Below are 15,433 nucleotides of genomic sequence, written 5' to 3'. Positions count from 1 at the left end.
TTATCAACCATCGTTACAGGTGACTTTATGATATGGATCGAGCAAGGGTTGTACTTGAGAGTGGTGCAGATGGACAATGCACCCAAGCCTTATCCGTTGGATAGCGGATTCAGCCTGTATACGGCCTATCGTGCATTGGGGATGTATAATCCTTCGGAAACCGCCGATGCTTATTTCATCCTCTCGAACGATCGCGATGAGATCTGGTTTATCTGCAACCGCCATCTTAGGACGGTGGGCCTGTTTCCTGATATCCACGATTTTAGGTATTTGTTGTGACTTCGAAACATAGTCACCTTATGGCTGCCTGAACCATTTTGTGAATCACCAAAAATCTCGCCTCGGTGAGATTTTTGCCATTTGAGTCCTAACGATTAGTTGTGGCATGGCTAGTACAACCCTCGCGAATACACCTCATCCTTCTGCTTTGAGATACTGCTTATCTAAAGCCGTGTTTTGGCTTCAACGGAGGAATTCAAATGCAGACAAATAGACAAGGTGTTACCGATCGCGAGGTGTTGCTGTCATGAGCCTGGCGGGGTTAATTCAGTTTTCCAAAGGTCATTGGCAACTATTGTTGGTCTGCTTGCTTGCAGCCCTGTTGTTCAGCATGCGTCAACGCATCGAAGATTTGAATAGGGACATCGACCAGTCTCAAAAAGATAACGAGGCGTTGGGCTTCGCATTAATCGGCAGGGATGAAACCATTCAGGCGCTGAAAGGTGCGGCGGATGCCGATCGTCGTGCTACCGAACAACAGCTCAAGATTGAACAGCAAAAGAGAGTAAAGGCCGATGCTGAAAATAGAACGTTACGCAAAGCGCTGGAGGATAACGACTGCGGTCATCAGCGGTTGCCTGCTGATGCTCTCGATATCCTGCGCGAAGCGACCAAAACCGGTGCCACCGGCTCCGCAACTGATCTACGTATATCCGCCAGCGGTATTGCTACAGCAGTGTGAGAAGACACCGTTTACCGGGGAGACTTTCGGGGATGCCGTCATGGCCTTACAAGTGAGCCAGAGTGAGCTTGATATCTGCGCCTCACGGATCGAAGCGTTGATCACATGGCAGGCCGAGCGGTTATCGGTCGGCGGATAATGTGCTGGTTTGGTATTCCTGCCTCAGAGAAAAAGCTTGACTTAAATTAACTTGACGTTAATGATAATGCCTATCATTACCTATTGATGATTCTTGATATAGCGTAGGATGATTTAACAACCCGTCGGGTCTTAACCATAGGGAGTGGTTATGATTAAGAATAAAAAATTCACTATATCAATATGTGTTGGCATCTTGATCTATGCCTTGTCTTATTTCCTTTCCAGCAAGTATAAGGGCCGCTTTGCAGTTACAGACGTCCCTAGTTTTATTGTCTTGCTATTTTTTATTATTGGTCTCTGTGTGGTTGTCAGGTTTGTCATAAGGAAATTTTTCAAACTGGATTGGTGATCTCTATTACTATTAAAAAGGAACGGTTATGAGAGCATTAACAATAGAACAACTTAATGTGGTTTCAGGTGGATTAAATCCAGAGCCAGGATATGGGGCACAAGCCAATGGATTCCAACCTAATATATCAGCAGGTGATAATGGGATGGGCTTGGGGAAAGACCCTCTGTCCAATACTATTGGTGGGGCTCTTATAGCAGGGGCTGGCTCCTTGCTTGGACCAATGGGAACCATTGGTGGTGCAGCTCTTGGAGGGATGCTGGGAGGTGGGGCATTTAACGGCCCAGGTTCCGGTGGTCACGGTAGTGCATCAAGCGCTGTAGGAGCAGGGAGCTAAATAGAAATACGCTTTATGCATTTATACAATCATTCATCAACATTATGATAAACGTGGTCCGCAAAAATAGAAGTGTTCTGCGATGTTGGTTACCATCACTATCATTCAATAGCAAAAAAAACGGCCAGCTAACTCTCGTTACTGGCCGTTTTCTATTAGATCACGCCGTTTGCTTATGAAACAGTTCCCTGAATACCGGATAGATATCATCCGGCTCGCGGATATGCTGCATGGCAAAGTTTTCAAACGTCGCCTGCAGATGTTCATATTCACGCCACAGCGTCTGGTGAGCACGGCGGGTAATTTCGATATAGCTGTAGTAACGCACCATCGGCAGAATGTTTTTTGCCAACAGTTCATGGCACAGTGGCGAATCATCAGCCCAGTTATCCCCGTCCGAAGCCTGAGCGGCATAGATATTCCACTGTGCAGGATCGTAACGCTCCTCGACCACTTCGTTCATCAGCTTGAGGGCGCTGGAAACGATGGTGCCGCCGGTTTCCTGTGAGTAGAAGAACTCCTGCTCATCCACTTCTTTAGCCTGGGTATGGTGACGAATATAGACCACCTCAACGTTCTTATAGGTTCGGCTGAGGAACAGATACAGCAGAATATAAAAGCGTTTGGCCATGTCTTTGGTTGCCTGATCCATCGAGCCTGATACGTCCATCAGGCAGAACATGACCGCCTGGCTGGAGGGTTCAGGCCGACGTTCGTAGTTCTTGTAGCGCAGGTCGAAGGTGTCAATAAACGGCACGCTGTCGATTTTCTTGCGCAACTCGGCAATCTCCTTACGCATGCGCTCTTCTTCCAGCAGTTGCACCGGTTCGGTGTTCTCCAACTGGGCAAGGCTGTCTTCAAACTCATGCAAAGCACGCCGCTTACCGGCGGTCATCGCGGTTCGACGCGCCAGCGAGTTTTGCAGCGAACGCACCACGCTGATATTGGCCGGTACGCCGTTGGCGGTGTAGCCTGCACGGTGGGTTTTATATTCGGTCAGCTGTTTGTACTGATTTTTCTTCAGGTTGGGCAGCGCCAGATCCTCGAACAACAGGTCGAGATACTCATCTTTGGAGATCTGGAAGACAAACTCATCCTGGCCATCCCCATCCTGGCTGGCATTGCCCTGGCCACCACCACCACCGCCGCCGCCTTGTGGGCGTTCAACGCGGTCATTTTGTACGAAGTGATCGTTACCGGGATGAACGCGATGGCGTTTACCGCCGCGCCCTTGATGGAACATTGGCTCGTTGATATCGCCACCGGGGATCGATACCGATTCCCCGCTGTCCACGTCGGTAACCGAACGCTTGTTGATGGCTTCGGCAATCGACTGTTTGATTTGCGACTTATAGCGACGCAAGAAGCGCTGGCGGTTCACCATGCTCTTGTTTTTGCCATTCAGCCGTCGGTCAATGAAATACGCCATACATCCCCCAAACAACGTTGCCAACTTTCTCTACCTTGGGTGTTTCAGGCTGTAGCCGTTAGGCTACAACCCGAAATCCTCAGGTATAGGCTATCTATGACGTCAGCGGTCGTCGGTTTATGAAGATTTTCTCACCCGCAGATACCATTCGCACAGTAGACGAACCTGCTTGCGGGTGTAGCCTTTCTCCATCATCCGGTCGACGAAGTCATCGTGTTTTTTCTGCTCATCCGTTGAGGTTTTAGCATTAAAGGAAATGACTGGCAGCAGCTCTTCGGTGTTCGAGAACATTTTCTTCTCGATAACCGTACGCAGCTTCTCGTAACTGGTCCAGTTCGGGTTCCGGCCGCTGTTATTGGCACGGGCACGCAGGACAAAGTTGACGATTTCGTTGCGGAAATCTTTCGGGTTGCTGATACCCGCTGGCTTCTCGATTTTCTCCAGTTCAGCGTTCAAGGACTCACGGTCAAACAGCTGGCCGGTATCTGGATCACGGTACTCCTGATCCTGGATCCAGAAGTCTGCATAGGTCACGTAGCGGTCAAAAATGTTCTGACCGTATTCGGAGTAGGATTCCAGATAGGCGGTCTGGATCTCTTTGCCGATAAACTCGGCGTATTTCGGGATCAGGTAGCCTTTCAGGTGCTCCAGGTATTTCTCCGCCAGATCCTGCGGGAACTGCTCACGCTCGATCTGCTGTTCCAGGATATAGAACAGGTGTACCGGGTTAGCCGCAACTTCGGCATGGTCAAAGTTGAACACCCGAGACAGAATTTTGAAGGCGAAACGGGTCGAAAGGCCGTTCATACCTTCATCCACCCCGGCATAGTCACGATACTCCTGATACGACTTGGCCTTCGGATCGGTGTCTTTCAGGCTTTCACCATCGTAGACACGCATCTTCGAATAGATGCTGGAGTTGTCTGGCTCTTTCATACGCGACAGTACGGTAAAGCGAGCCAGCGTTTCCAACGTGCCAGGGGCGCAAGGCGCGTGGGTCAGTTCGCTGTTATCGAGCAGTTTGTCGTAGATTTTAATCTCTTCCGACACCCGCAAGCAGTAAGGCACCTTGACGATGTAAACACGGTCGAGGAAGGCCTCGTTATTTTTGTTGTTGCGGAAGGTCACCCATTCCGATTCGTTAGAGTGCGCCAGGATAATCCCGCTGAACGGCAGGGCAGAGATCCCCTCGGTACCGTTGTAGTTACCTTCCTGGGTGGCGGTCAACAGAGGATGTAGCACCTTGATCGGCGCTTTGAACATCTCCACAAACTCCATGATCCCCTGGTTGGCGCGGCACAGTGCGCCGGAGTAGCCATAGGCATCCGGATCGTTCTGCGCGTGATTTTCCAACTTACGGATATCCACTTTACCGACCAACGCAGAAATATCCTGGTTGTTCTCATCGCCCGGTTCGGTTTTGGCGATGGCAATTTGTTCAAGTATTGAAGGACGAACCTTCACCACTTTGAATTTGGTGATGTCCCCGCCGAACTCATGCAGGCGTTTAGCGGCCCACGGCGACATAATGGTGCCAAGATAGCGCGTCGGGATGTTGTATTCTTTTTCCAGAATAGTGGCATCCTCCTGCGGGTTGAACAGGCACAGCGGATGGTCATTGACCGGGCTGCGCTCGCCGTTGGCGCTCAGGGTGTAAATCGGTACACGCTGCATCAAGGCTTTCAGCCGTTCTGCCAGTGAGGATTTACCGCCACCCACCGGGCCCAACAGATAAAGGATTTGTTTCTTCTCTTCGAGGCCCTGGGCAGCGTGTTTCAGGTAAGAAACTATCTGTTCGATAGCTTCTTCCATGCCGTAGAACTCCTCGAATGCCGGATAGCGTGCGATCACGCGGTTGGAGAACAGGCGAGACATACGCGACTCAAGCGCGGTATCGACCATCACTGGTTCACCGATAGCCATGAGTAGACGTTCTGCCGCATTGGCATAGGCACTGCGATCTTGCCGGCAGATGGAAAGAAATTCCTGCAGTGTGAACTCTTCGTCCTTGGCAGCTTCGTAGCGCTGGCGATAGTGGTCAAATATGTTCATGGCGATGCCCGTCCTTTCGTTATTAGCACAGGTTAAAAAAGGAGCTGGTGTTGGTATTCTGGCTCCCGAAAGCGTGAAGCTATGACTGAGTACAGCAACCCGTATGCCAACTTGGTGCGCTTATTCTCGCGAGTTGCGCTGTATTGCCACTGGGCTCAGCCTAAATTCACCTTCTGATTTTAAGCTTAGTTGCATACTGGAAAATTTCCTGCAAGAGAAAGGGTCTTTTTTAAGTCATTTCAATGACTCAGTTAGGGCGAGGGGCGGCAAATGCCTTGTCTGGCGCGGGTTGCGGCAAAAAACGTCATCTTTTTGCCATCAATAATTCATCTTTGGGTTCTAAGTTATTCGATCTTGGTTGTTTTCTATTGTAAAGATCCGGCAGGCCCGTCGGTTTTCACATAAACTATAGCCGTTAATTACATCTTGTTATCTATGGAAAAAGCCAGTGAAGATATCTAAACTCAAAACGCTAGCAATTATCGCTTCCGCAATGGTTTGTGCGCACAGTGCTCAGGCAGGAAGCTGGTCACTCGGTGCTTCAGCGCTGGTCAGCCCAGATCCTTATCGTGGTTATCAGGATCGTGTCTATCCCGTTCCTATCATCAATTACGATGGCGATGATTTTTACTTCCATACGCTGTTGGCCGGTTACAACCTGTGGAAAGATCAGCAAAATCAGCTGAGCCTGATCGCCTATTATTCACCGTTGCACTATAAGCCAGGCGACAGTGACGACGACCGCATGAAGCAGTTGGACAAGCGCCGTAGCACCATGATGGCCGGTGTTGCCTTTACACATAATGCCGAGTGGGGCTCGATCCGTACGGCCTTCTCTGGCGATATGCTGGACAACAGTAACGGCCTGGTGGGCGATATTGCCTATCTCTATAAGTTCCAGGTGGACTCCTGGAGCTTTGCTCCTGGCATCGGGGTAAACTGGAACAGCTCAAACCAGAACCAATATTACTATGGCATCAATGGTGATGAGTCCCGCCGTAGTACCTTCAACACCTATAAGCCGAGCGATAGCTGGTCGCCATACGTCGAATTGAGCACCAACTATAATATCAACGCCAACTGGAATGCCTTCTTCACGGGGCGTTATACGCGCCTGGACAGCGAAGTTAAAGACAGCCCAATGGTTGATAAATCTTATACCGGCATGTTGTGGACGGGTGTGACTTACACCTTCTAATGGCTGGTTGCACTATCATGGTGCATTAGGTGCATCGAAAAGGGGCGGAAACGCTCCTTTTGCACATCTGTAGAGCGGTGGATGAAGAGAAGAGGGGCGAAATGATTCGCCCCAGTTTGATCAGCTATTTTTAATGCTGCGGATTTTCATCGCCAAGCGGGCTGGTTGCTCCCCAGAGGCGATCAGCGGCTTGCTTACGCGCCCGGTTTCCACACACACCATGGTTTTGTAACCGTCGTTTGGCATGTCGGCCATGCTGCAGGAAAGCTCGACGCCTGGGTTCCAGGCGATCACATCACTCATATAGTGATGATTGACCTCGATGGTGCGTTGCAATACCGGGTCTTTGATCAGACTGCAAGGCGTGGCCTGCGTGTAAACGCGATCGGTTTGCCCGGTAAACTCCAGCTCGCCAACCTGACGTGCCTCGATCCCCTTCGCCACCTTATCGATGTAATGCTCGCCCAAACCGGCAACTTTCACCTTGTCGATGTCGCCGATCTGGAAATAGCTGTGCAGAGCGGCGGTAGCCTGGTAGTCACCGTGTGATTCCAGCTCCATCTCGCACTCTTCACCCAGCTTGAAGCGGGCGATCAGGGTGAAAGCATGTGGCCACAATTTGCGGGTTTGTTCGTTATCTTGCAGCGTGAAGGTCAGGATCACGCCGTTTTCATCTTCATCGTGCGCGGTAAGCTGCCACGGCTGATTACGGGCAAAGCCGTGGGATGGGCTACCTGCCGGGCCAAACCAAGGCCAGCAGATCGGTACGCCGCCGCGGATCGCCACGCCGTTTTTGAATGGCGTATTGTTGCTCAGCCAAAGCACCGGTTTATCACCGCTTGGCTGCCAGGCCAGCAGGTGAGCCCCTTGCAGAGTAATGGCCGCACGGACTTTCGGGTGAGAAACCACCACCACGGGCAGTTCGTCCAGTTGGCGTTGGCTGATAAAAGGGGTGATTTGTTCGCTAACGGGTAGGGTGAAGATTTTTTCGTTCATGTTGTTGCCTTCTTTTCGCCGCAAAAAACAAATAAAAAGGGCGACACTAGTGTCGCCCTTGATAATCAACTGCGCATCAAGCCATTACTTGGAGATGTGAGCGATCAGGTCCAGTACTTTGTTTGAGTAGCCAGTTTCGTTATCGTACCAAGAAACCAGTTTCACAAAGGTGTCGCTCAGCGCGATACCGGCTTTAGCATCGAATACAGAAGTCAGTTTCTCGCCGTTGAAATCGGTAGAAACCACTTCGTCTTCGGTATAGCCCAGCACGCCTTTCAGCTCGCCTTCTGAAGCGGCTTTGATAGCAGCACAGATTTCTTTGTAAGAAGCTGGTTTTGCCAGACGGGCAGTCAGGTCAACCACAGACACGTTCGGAGTAGGAACGCGGAACGCCATACCGGTCAGTTTGCCGTTCAGTTCTGGGATGACTTTACCTACAGCTTTAGCAGCACCGGTAGAAGAAGGAATGATGTTCTGGGATGCGCCGCGGCCGCCGCGCCAGTCTTTGTGAGACGGGCCATCAACGGTTTTCTGAGTTGCGGTAGTCGCATGCACGGTGGTCATCAGAGCTTCAACGATGCCGAACTTGTCGTTGATTACTTTAGCCAGTGGTGCCAGGCAGTTGGTGGTACAAGAAGCGTTGGAAACGATTTCTTGGCCAGCGTAAGACTTGTGGTTCACGCCCATAACGAACATTGGGGTGTCATCTTTAGATGGGCCAGTCAGAACAACTTTCTTAGCACCTGCAGCGATGTGTTTACGTGCAGTTTCGTCAGTCAGGAACAGGCCAGTTGCTTCAGCAACGACGTCAACGTTGACTTCGTTCCACTTCAGGTTAGCCGGATCTCTTTCTGAGGTACAACGGATGGTTTTGCCGTTAACAACCAGGTGGCCGTCTTTAACTTCTACAGTACCGTCGAAACGGCCGTGAGTAGAGTCATACTTCAGCATGTAAGCCATGTACTCTGCGTCTAACAGGTCGTTGATTGCAACGATTTCGATGTCAGAACGTTCCTGAGCAGCACGGAAAACAATGCGACCGATACGGCCAAAACCGTTGATACCTACTTTGATAGTCATATATTCCACCAGCTATTTGTTAGTGAATAAAAGGTTGGTTGTAAAATTACAAAAACCTTACCGAGCGTCAAGCGGAATCGTGTCAATTCTTGCTGCAAGTCAAACCAGAGGCCCGGTTTTGCACACAAATCGCACATTCCATTTACGTTTGTCCTTCCATCGATATGGGGGCAAACCGCCAAGTATAAAGTCAGTACGTGCAAGATATGTGATCGAAGTCACATATGGTGGCAGCGTAACCTTTATGCCGTACAGTTTAGGCTAAAAAGGCCTGCAGCGTTGTTAATTTTTTGTTATTATTACTCATTGTTTTCGTTGACATTATCCACATTGCGGGAATAGCACAAATGGCTAAAGAGACAACCCCTAAGACACCGCTCACGGAACTGAATGAAATCCAACGTTATGTGACGCAAGAGCGTGGCACCGAAGCCCCCTATAGCGGTAAATTACTGCATAACCAGCGTGAGGGCGTGTACCACTGCCTGTGCTGTAACGCGCCGCTGTTCTTCTCCGCCAGCAAGTTTGATTCTGGCTGCGGCTGGCCCAGCTTCTATCAGCCCGTTTCGGACGATGCTATTCGTTATCTTGATGATAATTCACATAATATGCATCGAGTCGAGATCCGCTGTGGTAACTGCGACGCGCATTTGGGGCACGTATTCCCCGATGGTCCGCAGCCGACTGGCGAACGCTACTGTGTTAACTCCGCGTCACTGAATTTCACCGACGACGAGAATGGCGAGCAGACGGCAGGTTAAGCTGTAACTAAACCAACAAAATCGATTCAGCTAATTATTCATTCCCGGGTGAGGACATGCTCTGATGGAAGTAAAAGATCTGATTGCGGCCATGACGCCGGAAATCTACCAGCGGCTGGTGCTGGCTGTGGAACTGGGCAAATGGCCTGATGGTGTGGCACTGACGCCAGAGCAGAAAGAACACAGCTTGCAGGCGGTGATGCTGTGGCAGTCGATGAACAATGCGGACCCGCAACATATGAGCATTGGCACCGACGGGCAAATCGTGATGAAAAGCAAACAGGAGCTGAAGCAGCAGTTTATGGCCGAGCCGTTGGCCAAGCTGAAGCCGCAGTAATCTGTTGCTGGCAGGGCGATGTTGCCATCGCCCTGAAGGTTTTACTGCTTCTGCTGGCTCAAGCCTAAGCTTTCGGCTAACTGGTGGGCCAGGCGGTTGTTATCGTCCGCGCCATACTCCCAGAACATCGCCCCTCCCAATCCTTTGCTCTTGATGTACTCGGCCTTGATGGCTACCGAGCGCGGGTTTTCATAGCTTATCGCGAACAGCGGTTTGCCTGCGGATGACTTCATCATCAGATAGGGCACCTTGGCCTCGCTATCCCAATGCGCGGTGAAGCGCCGTTGCGGGTCTTTCAGCATCTTGTTCACAATATCGTTGTACTTGATGTAACTGTCTTTATCCAAATCCACGCCCAGCGACTTGAAGACGTCTTTTTCACGTGTGGTGAAATAGGGCTGGGTGACGGGATGCTTGGCCGCATCTGCCACATCCCAATCAATACCCGGCTCGGTGGCGCGTTTAGGTACCCGGCCATAGAAACCGATCCCCAGATTGAGCTGAGTTGGCTTCAGCCCGGCGACCAGATAGTTGTTGACCACAAAGTCGGCGCTGTACTTGTCGGCGGCGGCCACGGTTGGCCATTGTTTGGAGTCATAGAGATTGGAGTTGAAATACTGGGTACCGTACGCCATGTCGTAGGTCATCAGATTGATGTAGTTCAGATAGGGCGCGATAGCCTTAACGTCTACCCATTCCTGCGGACTTTTGACGTTAGCCCCGACGGCGATGGTCAGCAGTTTTTCTTTACCCAACGCCTGATGCAGTTCGCTCAGTAGGGCGGTGAAATTGGCTCTGTCAGTGGGCTGGCTTTCCACCAATCCCCAGGCACCGTTAACCGGGTATTCCCAATCCAGATCGATACCATCTAGCTGATACTTGGCAATCACCTCCTGCACCGAACGAATAAACACCGCCCGGCTTTCCGGTGTGGCTGCCGCGCCGGAGAACCCACGAGCTCCCCATCCGCCAACGGACAGCAAAACCTTCAGCGCCGGATTTTGCTGGCGCAATACGGGTAATACCAGCAAGGGTAGCAGTTTACGGGTTAAAGCCATGTTGTCTCCTTTGGTCAGCAAGGCCGACCTGAACCGCCTGGGGCGGTATCAATAAAGCCGGGCTCGGTAGGCCCCGGATGCGTATAACTTATTGATGCCTATGCATCAGAAGCCATAACAGCAAAAGAGACGGGAGGGGACAAGGTGAGCGCGCAGAAGAATGGTGAGAATGTGAGCAGCGTCGAAAATAAAGCGGTTGGCAGAGGATATGGGGCGCTGAGGTCAAGCAGCCCCAAAAATCGTTAGCGTTGAGTAAACTGTGACAGTGTAACTAACTGTGCGCCAGCCGACTGCATTTCTGCCAACGCCTGCTCGCTGTCATCGGGGCTTAAATTGACACCGCGGCAGCCATCGATGATGACCTGGGTCTGATAACCTAAACGCAAGGCATCTAACACGCTGAACTTGACGCAATAATCGGTGGCCAGCCCCATCACGGCGAGATGAGTGATGCCTCGTTCCTTCAGCCAGCCATCGAGCGCCGTTTGTGCCCGGTGGCCATTATCAAAGAAAGCACTATAGCTATCGATATCCGGGTTCTCGCCCTTACGGAATATCGCTGCGATGGGTTGCTTATCAAGCTGAGGATGAAGTTCTGCGCCAGGGGTACCCTGAACGCAGTGCTCCGGCCACCAAACCTGAGGCAGGCCTTCCAGTTCTCCAAGCGTACCAATCTGTGCGTTGGAGTTAATCGCAAAACTGCGATGATCCGCCGGGTGCCAGTCCTGGCTGGCAATCACCGTTTCGTTACGGGCCAGGCTGGCTGCGATAGCCTGATTGGCGACGTCAATGGTGGCATCACCTTCTGCCACGCCTAAGGCGCCGCCGGGGCAAAAGTCGTTTTGTAAATCAATCAGCAACAGAGCAGTTTTCATCAGAGTTCCCACTTCGGATTAGCCCGCAGCGCTTAATTCGCCACGCAGGTCTTGTTGCATCAGGCTGCGGATCTCTTCTGGGGTTAACGGCTGGCTCAACAGGTAATGCAGCTTGGTCAGCGCGGCTTCCACCGTCATATCAAAACCGCTGATGACGCCGGCATGAGCCAGGGCATTACCGGTCGCATAGCCCTCCATATTGACCCGGCCAGAGATGCATTGTGTCAGGTTGACCACTACGATGCCACGCTCGGAGGCATCACGCAATTCATCCACCAGTTCGGCCTTTTGCGGCGCGTTACCGACGCCGTAAGAGCGCAGGATCAAGGCTTTGACCGGTTGCAGCAGGAAGTTACGCACCACGGCACCGGAAATTCCCGGATAAATCGTCACCACGCCGATGGGCTGTGGCGTGATGTTATGCACGATCAATTCCCCGTTGCACACCGGAGAGGCGATGCCGGTCTGGCGACGTATGTGGATACCTGCTTCCAGCAAGGGGGGCAGATTGGGGGAGGCAAAAGCATCAAAGCCGTCGGCATGTGCTTTGGTGGTGCGGTTGCCACGAAACAGCTTGTTGTTGAAAAACAGGCTGACCTCGTTCACCGGGTGATTGGCGGCCAGATAGAGGGCATTCAACAGATTGGTTTGGCCGTCGGAGCGCAATTCTGCCAGCGGGATTTGCGAGCCGGTGACGATCACCGGCTTATCCAGGTTCTCCAGCATGAAAGATAGGGCTGAAGCGGTAAACGCCATGGTGTCGGTGCCGTGCAGAATAACAAAGCCGTCATAGCGAGAGTAATTCTGTTTGATGTCGTCGGCGATATGCTGCCAGTCTTCGGGGGTCATATCAGAAGAGTCGATCAACGGGGCATATTCATGAATGGTGAAATCCGGCATCTCTGGGCGATGGAACTCGGGCATCAGTGCCAACTGGCGCTGTAGGTGGCCGGAAACCGGGATGTATCCCTGTTCGGAACGCTGCATACCGATAGTGCCGCCGGTATAGGCGACGTAAATGGATTTCTTTTGCATGGCTTCGATCTTGTGGCTGTCAGATAGGCTGAATTATAGGGAGATAGCAGGAGAAAAAAAGCCCGGCGGATGCCGGGCTAGAGATTTATTTGTTAACGGACCTCTCCGCAAGTCAGGCATATGGCATAACGATGCTGCGGATCGTTCAGGTTATTAAACAGGCCAGGCTGTTCTTTCACCGCCAGCGCCACCGATGCCAACGGGGCTGGCAGCATTGACTGGATCGCCTCAGGCAGCATGGCGTGGATAGAAACGCCAAACTGGCTGAGCAGCATATCCGTCATACTAGGGGCATCGATAAACCAGTTGAGTTGCCACTGTGGCAGCTTGGCCAGCTCTGCCGCCTTCTTCACGGCGTCGTCAAAGTCGCCCAGTTGGTCGATCAGGCCATTTTTCTTGGCGTCGCTACCGATCCAGACGTGACCTTGAGCAATTTGATCGACCTGCTCTGGCGTCATCTTCCGGGCGGTTGCCACCAGGTCGATGAAGTTTTTATAACCGTTCTCGATGTTCAACTGCATCATCTGCGAGAACTCTGGCGGCAATGCTTTCGTCACGGCCAGGTCGGCCAGTGGTGACGTCGCGACGCCGTCGGTATGTACCCCAACGCTGTCCAAGGTGTTCTCATAGGTGTTGATCACACCGAAGATACCGATGGAGCCGGTGAGGGTGCTCGGGCTGGCAATGATGTAATCTGCCGGGGTCGACACCCAGTAACCGCCAGACGCGGCCATTCCACCCATGGAAACCACTACGGGTTTACCTGCGGCGCGAACCGCTGCCAACTCGGAACGGATCACTTCTGAAGCGCTGACGCTACCGCCAGGGCTATTGACGCGTAGGATAACGGCTTTGATTTTCGGATCCAGACGCGCCTGACGCAGTTGTGAGGCCGTGGTGTCGCCACCGACCGATCCTGGCGTCTGCGGGCCATCCATGATCGCGCCATTGACAAAGATGACGGCGATCTCACCGCCCTGATCCGGTGACGGCTGCGGCTGGTAATCGTAGATGCTGACCGCATTGAAATCATTGCTCTGTTTGTCCCAACCGAAGGTTTTCACCAACTGTGTTTCTATCGCAGTGCGAGAGGCCAGCTCATCGACCAGTTTGCTGTTCAGGGCGAACTGCGCGGTGTCGCCACCCGTCGCCTTTAAACCACTGAGAATATCTGCTGCGCCTGGGAACAACTGATCTGGCGTAAGTTGACGGTTAGCCGCCACCGTATCCAGATAGTTTTGCCACAGCCCGCCAACCCAACGGCTATCGGCTTCCCGCGCAGCCGGTGACATATCATCACGGATCAGCGGTTCTACGGCAGATTTATAGGTGCCCACGCGGAAAATATTGGTGGTGACCTTCAGCTTCTCCAACAGGGATTTGTAATAAAGGTTGTTGGTGGCGAAACCATGCAGATCGACGGCACCCTGAGGTGACAGGTAGATCTTGTTGGCGTAGCTGGCCAGATAGTATTGCGTTTGGTTATAACTGTCGCCGATGGCAAAGATCGGTTTACCACTGTCGCGGAACTCACGCAGTGCCTTGCCGATGTATTGCAGGGAAGGCTGATCCGCCCCGGCAAAATCATTCAGCTGCAACACCATACCGGTGATGTTTTTATCCTCTTTGGCCTTGCGAATGGTATCCACCACGTCAAACAGTGAGTTTTCCTGCAGACGGTTGCTGGAGGCGCCCAACAGTTCGCGTCCCCACTGACGAACCCGGTTGTTTACCGAAGGTTGATCGACCACCACGCCGCTGAGATCGACCAGCAGTGCGCCATGCGGTGTTACTGCCGAAGAATTGCCTTGGAGTGAAAGATAAATACCGACCCCGACCAGGATCAAGAAAATCAGGAACAAGTTCAGGATAAGTTCCCTGACGAAATTCAGCAGACGCCATGTCCATCTGAAAATACCAGCAATAATTCGCCCCAATGTGCGCATGTGCTCTCCAACAAGAGTCTAGAATGTTCCGCTATCCTAATGAGCGGCCGAAGAAATGTCAGCTTTAAATCATCTGCCATTTATCCCCCTGCAGCCTGAGTGGCAACGGGTATAGACAGTATTACAGAGGCTGTAACTCTATGTAGAGCTATGTTAACGTGATTTAAACGAAAATTGTTATCAGGAGTTAATGATGGATGCTCTGGATCTTTTACTCAATCGCCGTTCTGCGTCACGCCTGACCGCACCGGCACCCGCAGGTGAAGTGCGTCAGAATATCATCAACGCCGGGCTGCGCGCGCCGGATCACGGTACGTTACAGCCTTGGCGTTTTATCCTGATCGAGGATCAGGGTCTGCAACGTTTCAGTGAATTGCTGCAAGCCGCCGCCAGACAAGATGAACTGGATGAGAGTGCGGTAGAAAAGGCCAAACAGGCACCTTTTCGTGCGCCATTGATTATCACGGTGGTTGCTCATTGCAGTGAAAATCCGAAAGTGCCGCGCTGGGAGCAGGTTGTCTCTGCCGGTTGCGCGGTGCAGGCGATGCAAATGGCCGCCTTGGCGCAGGGCTTTAATGGCATCTGGCGCAGCGGTGCCTGGACAGAGCATCCGTTGGTGCGCGAAGCCTTCGCCTGCCGCGAGCAGGACGAGATCGTCGGTTTCCTCTATCTAGGCACGCCGCAGTTAAAAGGTGCCACTAAAGTGGTCGCTCCGGACAGTACGCCTTTCGTCCGCTACTTCTGATCCGCCATGCGGGAGCTCGCCGAGAATGCGCGATAACCCGCAGTTTTGTACTGTTTCTGAGCAGGTCGCACGCATAATGCCAACCTGCTCTTATCAATCCCCTCGGCAAGCGCTACCCTATATCCCATTGTGA

14 protein-coding genes and 1 pseudogene are annotated in these 15,433 nt (G+C 52.1%); 7 read left to right on the top strand and 8 right to left on the bottom strand.

Annotated features, from left to right (window positions below; translation table 11 throughout):
- The first annotated feature begins 27 nt into the window (after positions 1 to 27).
- From KGP21_RS15890 to KGP21_RS15880, 3 genes are all read left to right on the top strand, one after another.
- Complete coding sequence (locus KGP21_RS15890) at positions 28 to 279, top strand: hypothetical protein (RefSeq protein ID WP_223535633.1); 252 nt, start codon at positions 28 to 30, stop codon at positions 277 to 279.
- A gap of 247 nt (positions 280 to 526) precedes the next feature.
- A complete protein-coding gene (locus KGP21_RS15885; RefSeq protein WP_223535631.1) occupies positions 527 to 961 on the top strand; it encodes a DUF2570 family protein in 435 nt (144 codons plus the stop codon).
- Positions 962 to 1,479: 518 nt separating this feature from the next.
- Entirely contained in the window at positions 1,480 to 1,788 is a 309-nt protein-coding gene (locus KGP21_RS15880; RefSeq protein WP_223535630.1) for a hypothetical protein, read from the top strand.
- Between the two features lie 160 nt (positions 1,789 to 1,948).
- Here KGP21_RS15880 and KGP21_RS15875 read toward each other — a convergent pair whose 3' ends face one another.
- Together KGP21_RS15875 and yeaG are read right to left on the bottom strand one after the other, a co-directional pair.
- A complete protein-coding gene (locus tag KGP21_RS15875; RefSeq protein ID WP_223535629.1) occupies positions 1,949 to 3,217 on the bottom strand; it encodes a YeaH/YhbH family protein in 1,269 nt (422 codons plus the stop codon).
- A gap of 117 nt (positions 3,218 to 3,334) precedes the next feature.
- Complete coding sequence (gene yeaG / locus KGP21_RS15870; protein ID WP_021806619.1) at positions 3,335 to 5,269, bottom strand: protein kinase YeaG; 1,935 nt, start codon at positions 5,267 to 5,269, stop codon at positions 3,335 to 3,337.
- A gap of 493 nt (positions 5,270 to 5,762) precedes the next feature.
- On the opposite strand from yeaG, the gene KGP21_RS15865 reads away from it, so the two are divergent.
- Positions 5,763 to 6,467 (top strand): MipA/OmpV family protein, encoded by a 705-nt coding sequence (locus tag KGP21_RS15865; protein WP_305801883.1) that lies wholly within the window; start codon positions 5,763 to 5,765, stop codon positions 6,465 to 6,467.
- Between the two features lie 120 nt (positions 6,468 to 6,587).
- Here KGP21_RS15865 and KGP21_RS15860 read toward each other — a convergent pair whose 3' ends face one another.
- Both KGP21_RS15860 and gapA read right to left on the bottom strand, forming a co-directional pair.
- Entirely contained in the window at positions 6,588 to 7,463 is an 876-nt protein-coding gene (locus KGP21_RS15860) for a D-hexose-6-phosphate mutarotase (protein ID WP_046808300.1), read from the bottom strand.
- Positions 7,464 to 7,547: 84 nt separating this feature from the next.
- Complete coding sequence (gene gapA / locus KGP21_RS15855) at positions 7,548 to 8,543, bottom strand: glyceraldehyde-3-phosphate dehydrogenase (protein ID WP_021181204.1); 996 nt, start codon at positions 8,541 to 8,543, stop codon at positions 7,548 to 7,550.
- A gap of 347 nt (positions 8,544 to 8,890) precedes the next feature.
- Between gapA and msrB the strand changes: the two genes are divergently transcribed.
- Complete coding sequence (gene msrB / locus KGP21_RS15850; protein WP_021181205.1) at positions 8,891 to 9,304, top strand: peptide-methionine (R)-S-oxide reductase MsrB; 414 nt, start codon at positions 8,891 to 8,893, stop codon at positions 9,302 to 9,304.
- Positions 9,305 to 9,368: 64 nt separating this feature from the next.
- Positions 9,369 to 9,641: a YeaC family protein gene (locus KGP21_RS15845; RefSeq protein WP_021181206.1), complete on the top strand. Its 273-nt coding sequence runs from the start codon at positions 9,369 to 9,371 to the stop codon at positions 9,639 to 9,641.
- A 41-nt stretch (positions 9,642 to 9,682) separates the two neighbouring features.
- Here KGP21_RS15845 and KGP21_RS15840 read toward each other — a convergent pair.
- The 4 genes and pseudogenes from KGP21_RS15840 to sppA form a co-directional block, all read right to left on the bottom strand.
- Positions 9,683 to 10,672 (bottom strand): annotated as a pseudogene (locus KGP21_RS15840) (glycoside hydrolase family 18 protein); the annotation flags it as partial.
- A gap of 269 nt (positions 10,673 to 10,941) precedes the next feature.
- A complete protein-coding gene (gene pncA / locus KGP21_RS15835; protein WP_021806615.1) occupies positions 10,942 to 11,574 on the bottom strand; it encodes a bifunctional nicotinamidase/pyrazinamidase in 633 nt (210 codons plus the stop codon).
- A gap of 18 nt (positions 11,575 to 11,592) precedes the next feature.
- Entirely contained in the window at positions 11,593 to 12,609 is a 1,017-nt protein-coding gene (gene ansA, locus KGP21_RS15830; RefSeq protein WP_021806614.1) for an asparaginase, read from the bottom strand.
- Positions 12,610 to 12,701: 92 nt separating this feature from the next.
- Complete coding sequence (sppA, locus tag KGP21_RS15825; RefSeq protein WP_094981336.1) at positions 12,702 to 14,555, bottom strand: signal peptide peptidase SppA; 1,854 nt, start codon at positions 14,553 to 14,555, stop codon at positions 12,702 to 12,704.
- 193 nt (positions 14,556 to 14,748) lie between these two features.
- Here sppA and KGP21_RS15820 point away from each other — a divergent pair, with 193 nt between their 5' ends.
- Positions 14,749 to 15,300, top strand: a complete 552-nt coding sequence (locus KGP21_RS15820) for an NAD(P)H nitroreductase (RefSeq protein ID WP_094981335.1) — start codon at positions 14,749 to 14,751, stop codon at positions 15,298 to 15,300.
- Positions 15,301 to 15,433 lie beyond the last annotated feature (133 nt).

Source organism: Serratia sp. JSRIV004 (assembly GCF_019968705.1).
Taxonomy (GTDB): Bacteria; Pseudomonadota; Gammaproteobacteria; order Enterobacterales; family Enterobacteriaceae; genus Chania; species Chania fonticola_B.
This window is presented reverse-complemented; position numbering and strand designations above follow the sequence as displayed.

What these genes read in the sequence shown, in the direction of transcription:
- KGP21_RS15890 (WP_223535633.1), top strand. Translation starts at nt 28, where the DNA reads ATGATATGGATCGAGCAAGGGTTGTACTTGAGAGTGGTGCAGATGGAC.
- KGP21_RS15885 (WP_223535631.1), top strand. Translation starts at nt 527, where the DNA reads ATGAGCCTGGCGGGGTTAATTCAGTTTTCCAAAGGTCATTGGCAACTA.
- KGP21_RS15880 (WP_223535630.1), top strand. Translation starts at nt 1,480, where the DNA reads ATGAGAGCATTAACAATAGAACAACTTAATGTGGTTTCAGGTGGATTA.
- KGP21_RS15875 (WP_223535629.1), bottom strand. Translation starts at nt 3,217, where the DNA reads ATGGCGTATTTCATTGACCGACGGCTGAATGGCAAAAACAAGAGCATG.
- yeaG (WP_021806619.1), bottom strand. Translation starts at nt 5,269, where the DNA reads ATGAACATATTTGACCACTATCGCCAGCGCTACGAAGCTGCCAAGGAC.
- KGP21_RS15865 (WP_305801883.1), top strand. Translation starts at nt 5,763, where the DNA reads ATGGTTTGTGCGCACAGTGCTCAGGCAGGAAGCTGGTCACTCGGTGCT.
- KGP21_RS15860 (WP_046808300.1), bottom strand. Translation starts at nt 7,463, where the DNA reads ATGAACGAAAAAATCTTCACCCTACCCGTTAGCGAACAAATCACCCCT.
- gapA (WP_021181204.1), bottom strand. Translation starts at nt 8,543, where the DNA reads ATGACTATCAAAGTAGGTATCAACGGTTTTGGCCGTATCGGTCGCATT.
- msrB (WP_021181205.1), top strand. Translation starts at nt 8,891, where the DNA reads ATGGCTAAAGAGACAACCCCTAAGACACCGCTCACGGAACTGAATGAA.
- KGP21_RS15845 (WP_021181206.1), top strand. Translation starts at nt 9,369, where the DNA reads ATGGAAGTAAAAGATCTGATTGCGGCCATGACGCCGGAAATCTACCAG.
- pncA (WP_021806615.1), bottom strand. Translation starts at nt 11,574, where the DNA reads ATGAAAACTGCTCTGTTGCTGATTGATTTACAAAACGACTTTTGCCCC.
- ansA (WP_021806614.1), bottom strand. Translation starts at nt 12,609, where the DNA reads ATGCAAAAGAAATCCATTTACGTCGCCTATACCGGCGGCACTATCGGT.
- sppA (WP_094981336.1), bottom strand. Translation starts at nt 14,555, where the DNA reads ATGCGCACATTGGGGCGAATTATTGCTGGTATTTTCAGATGGACATGG.
- KGP21_RS15820 (WP_094981335.1), top strand. Translation starts at nt 14,749, where the DNA reads ATGGATGCTCTGGATCTTTTACTCAATCGCCGTTCTGCGTCACGCCTG.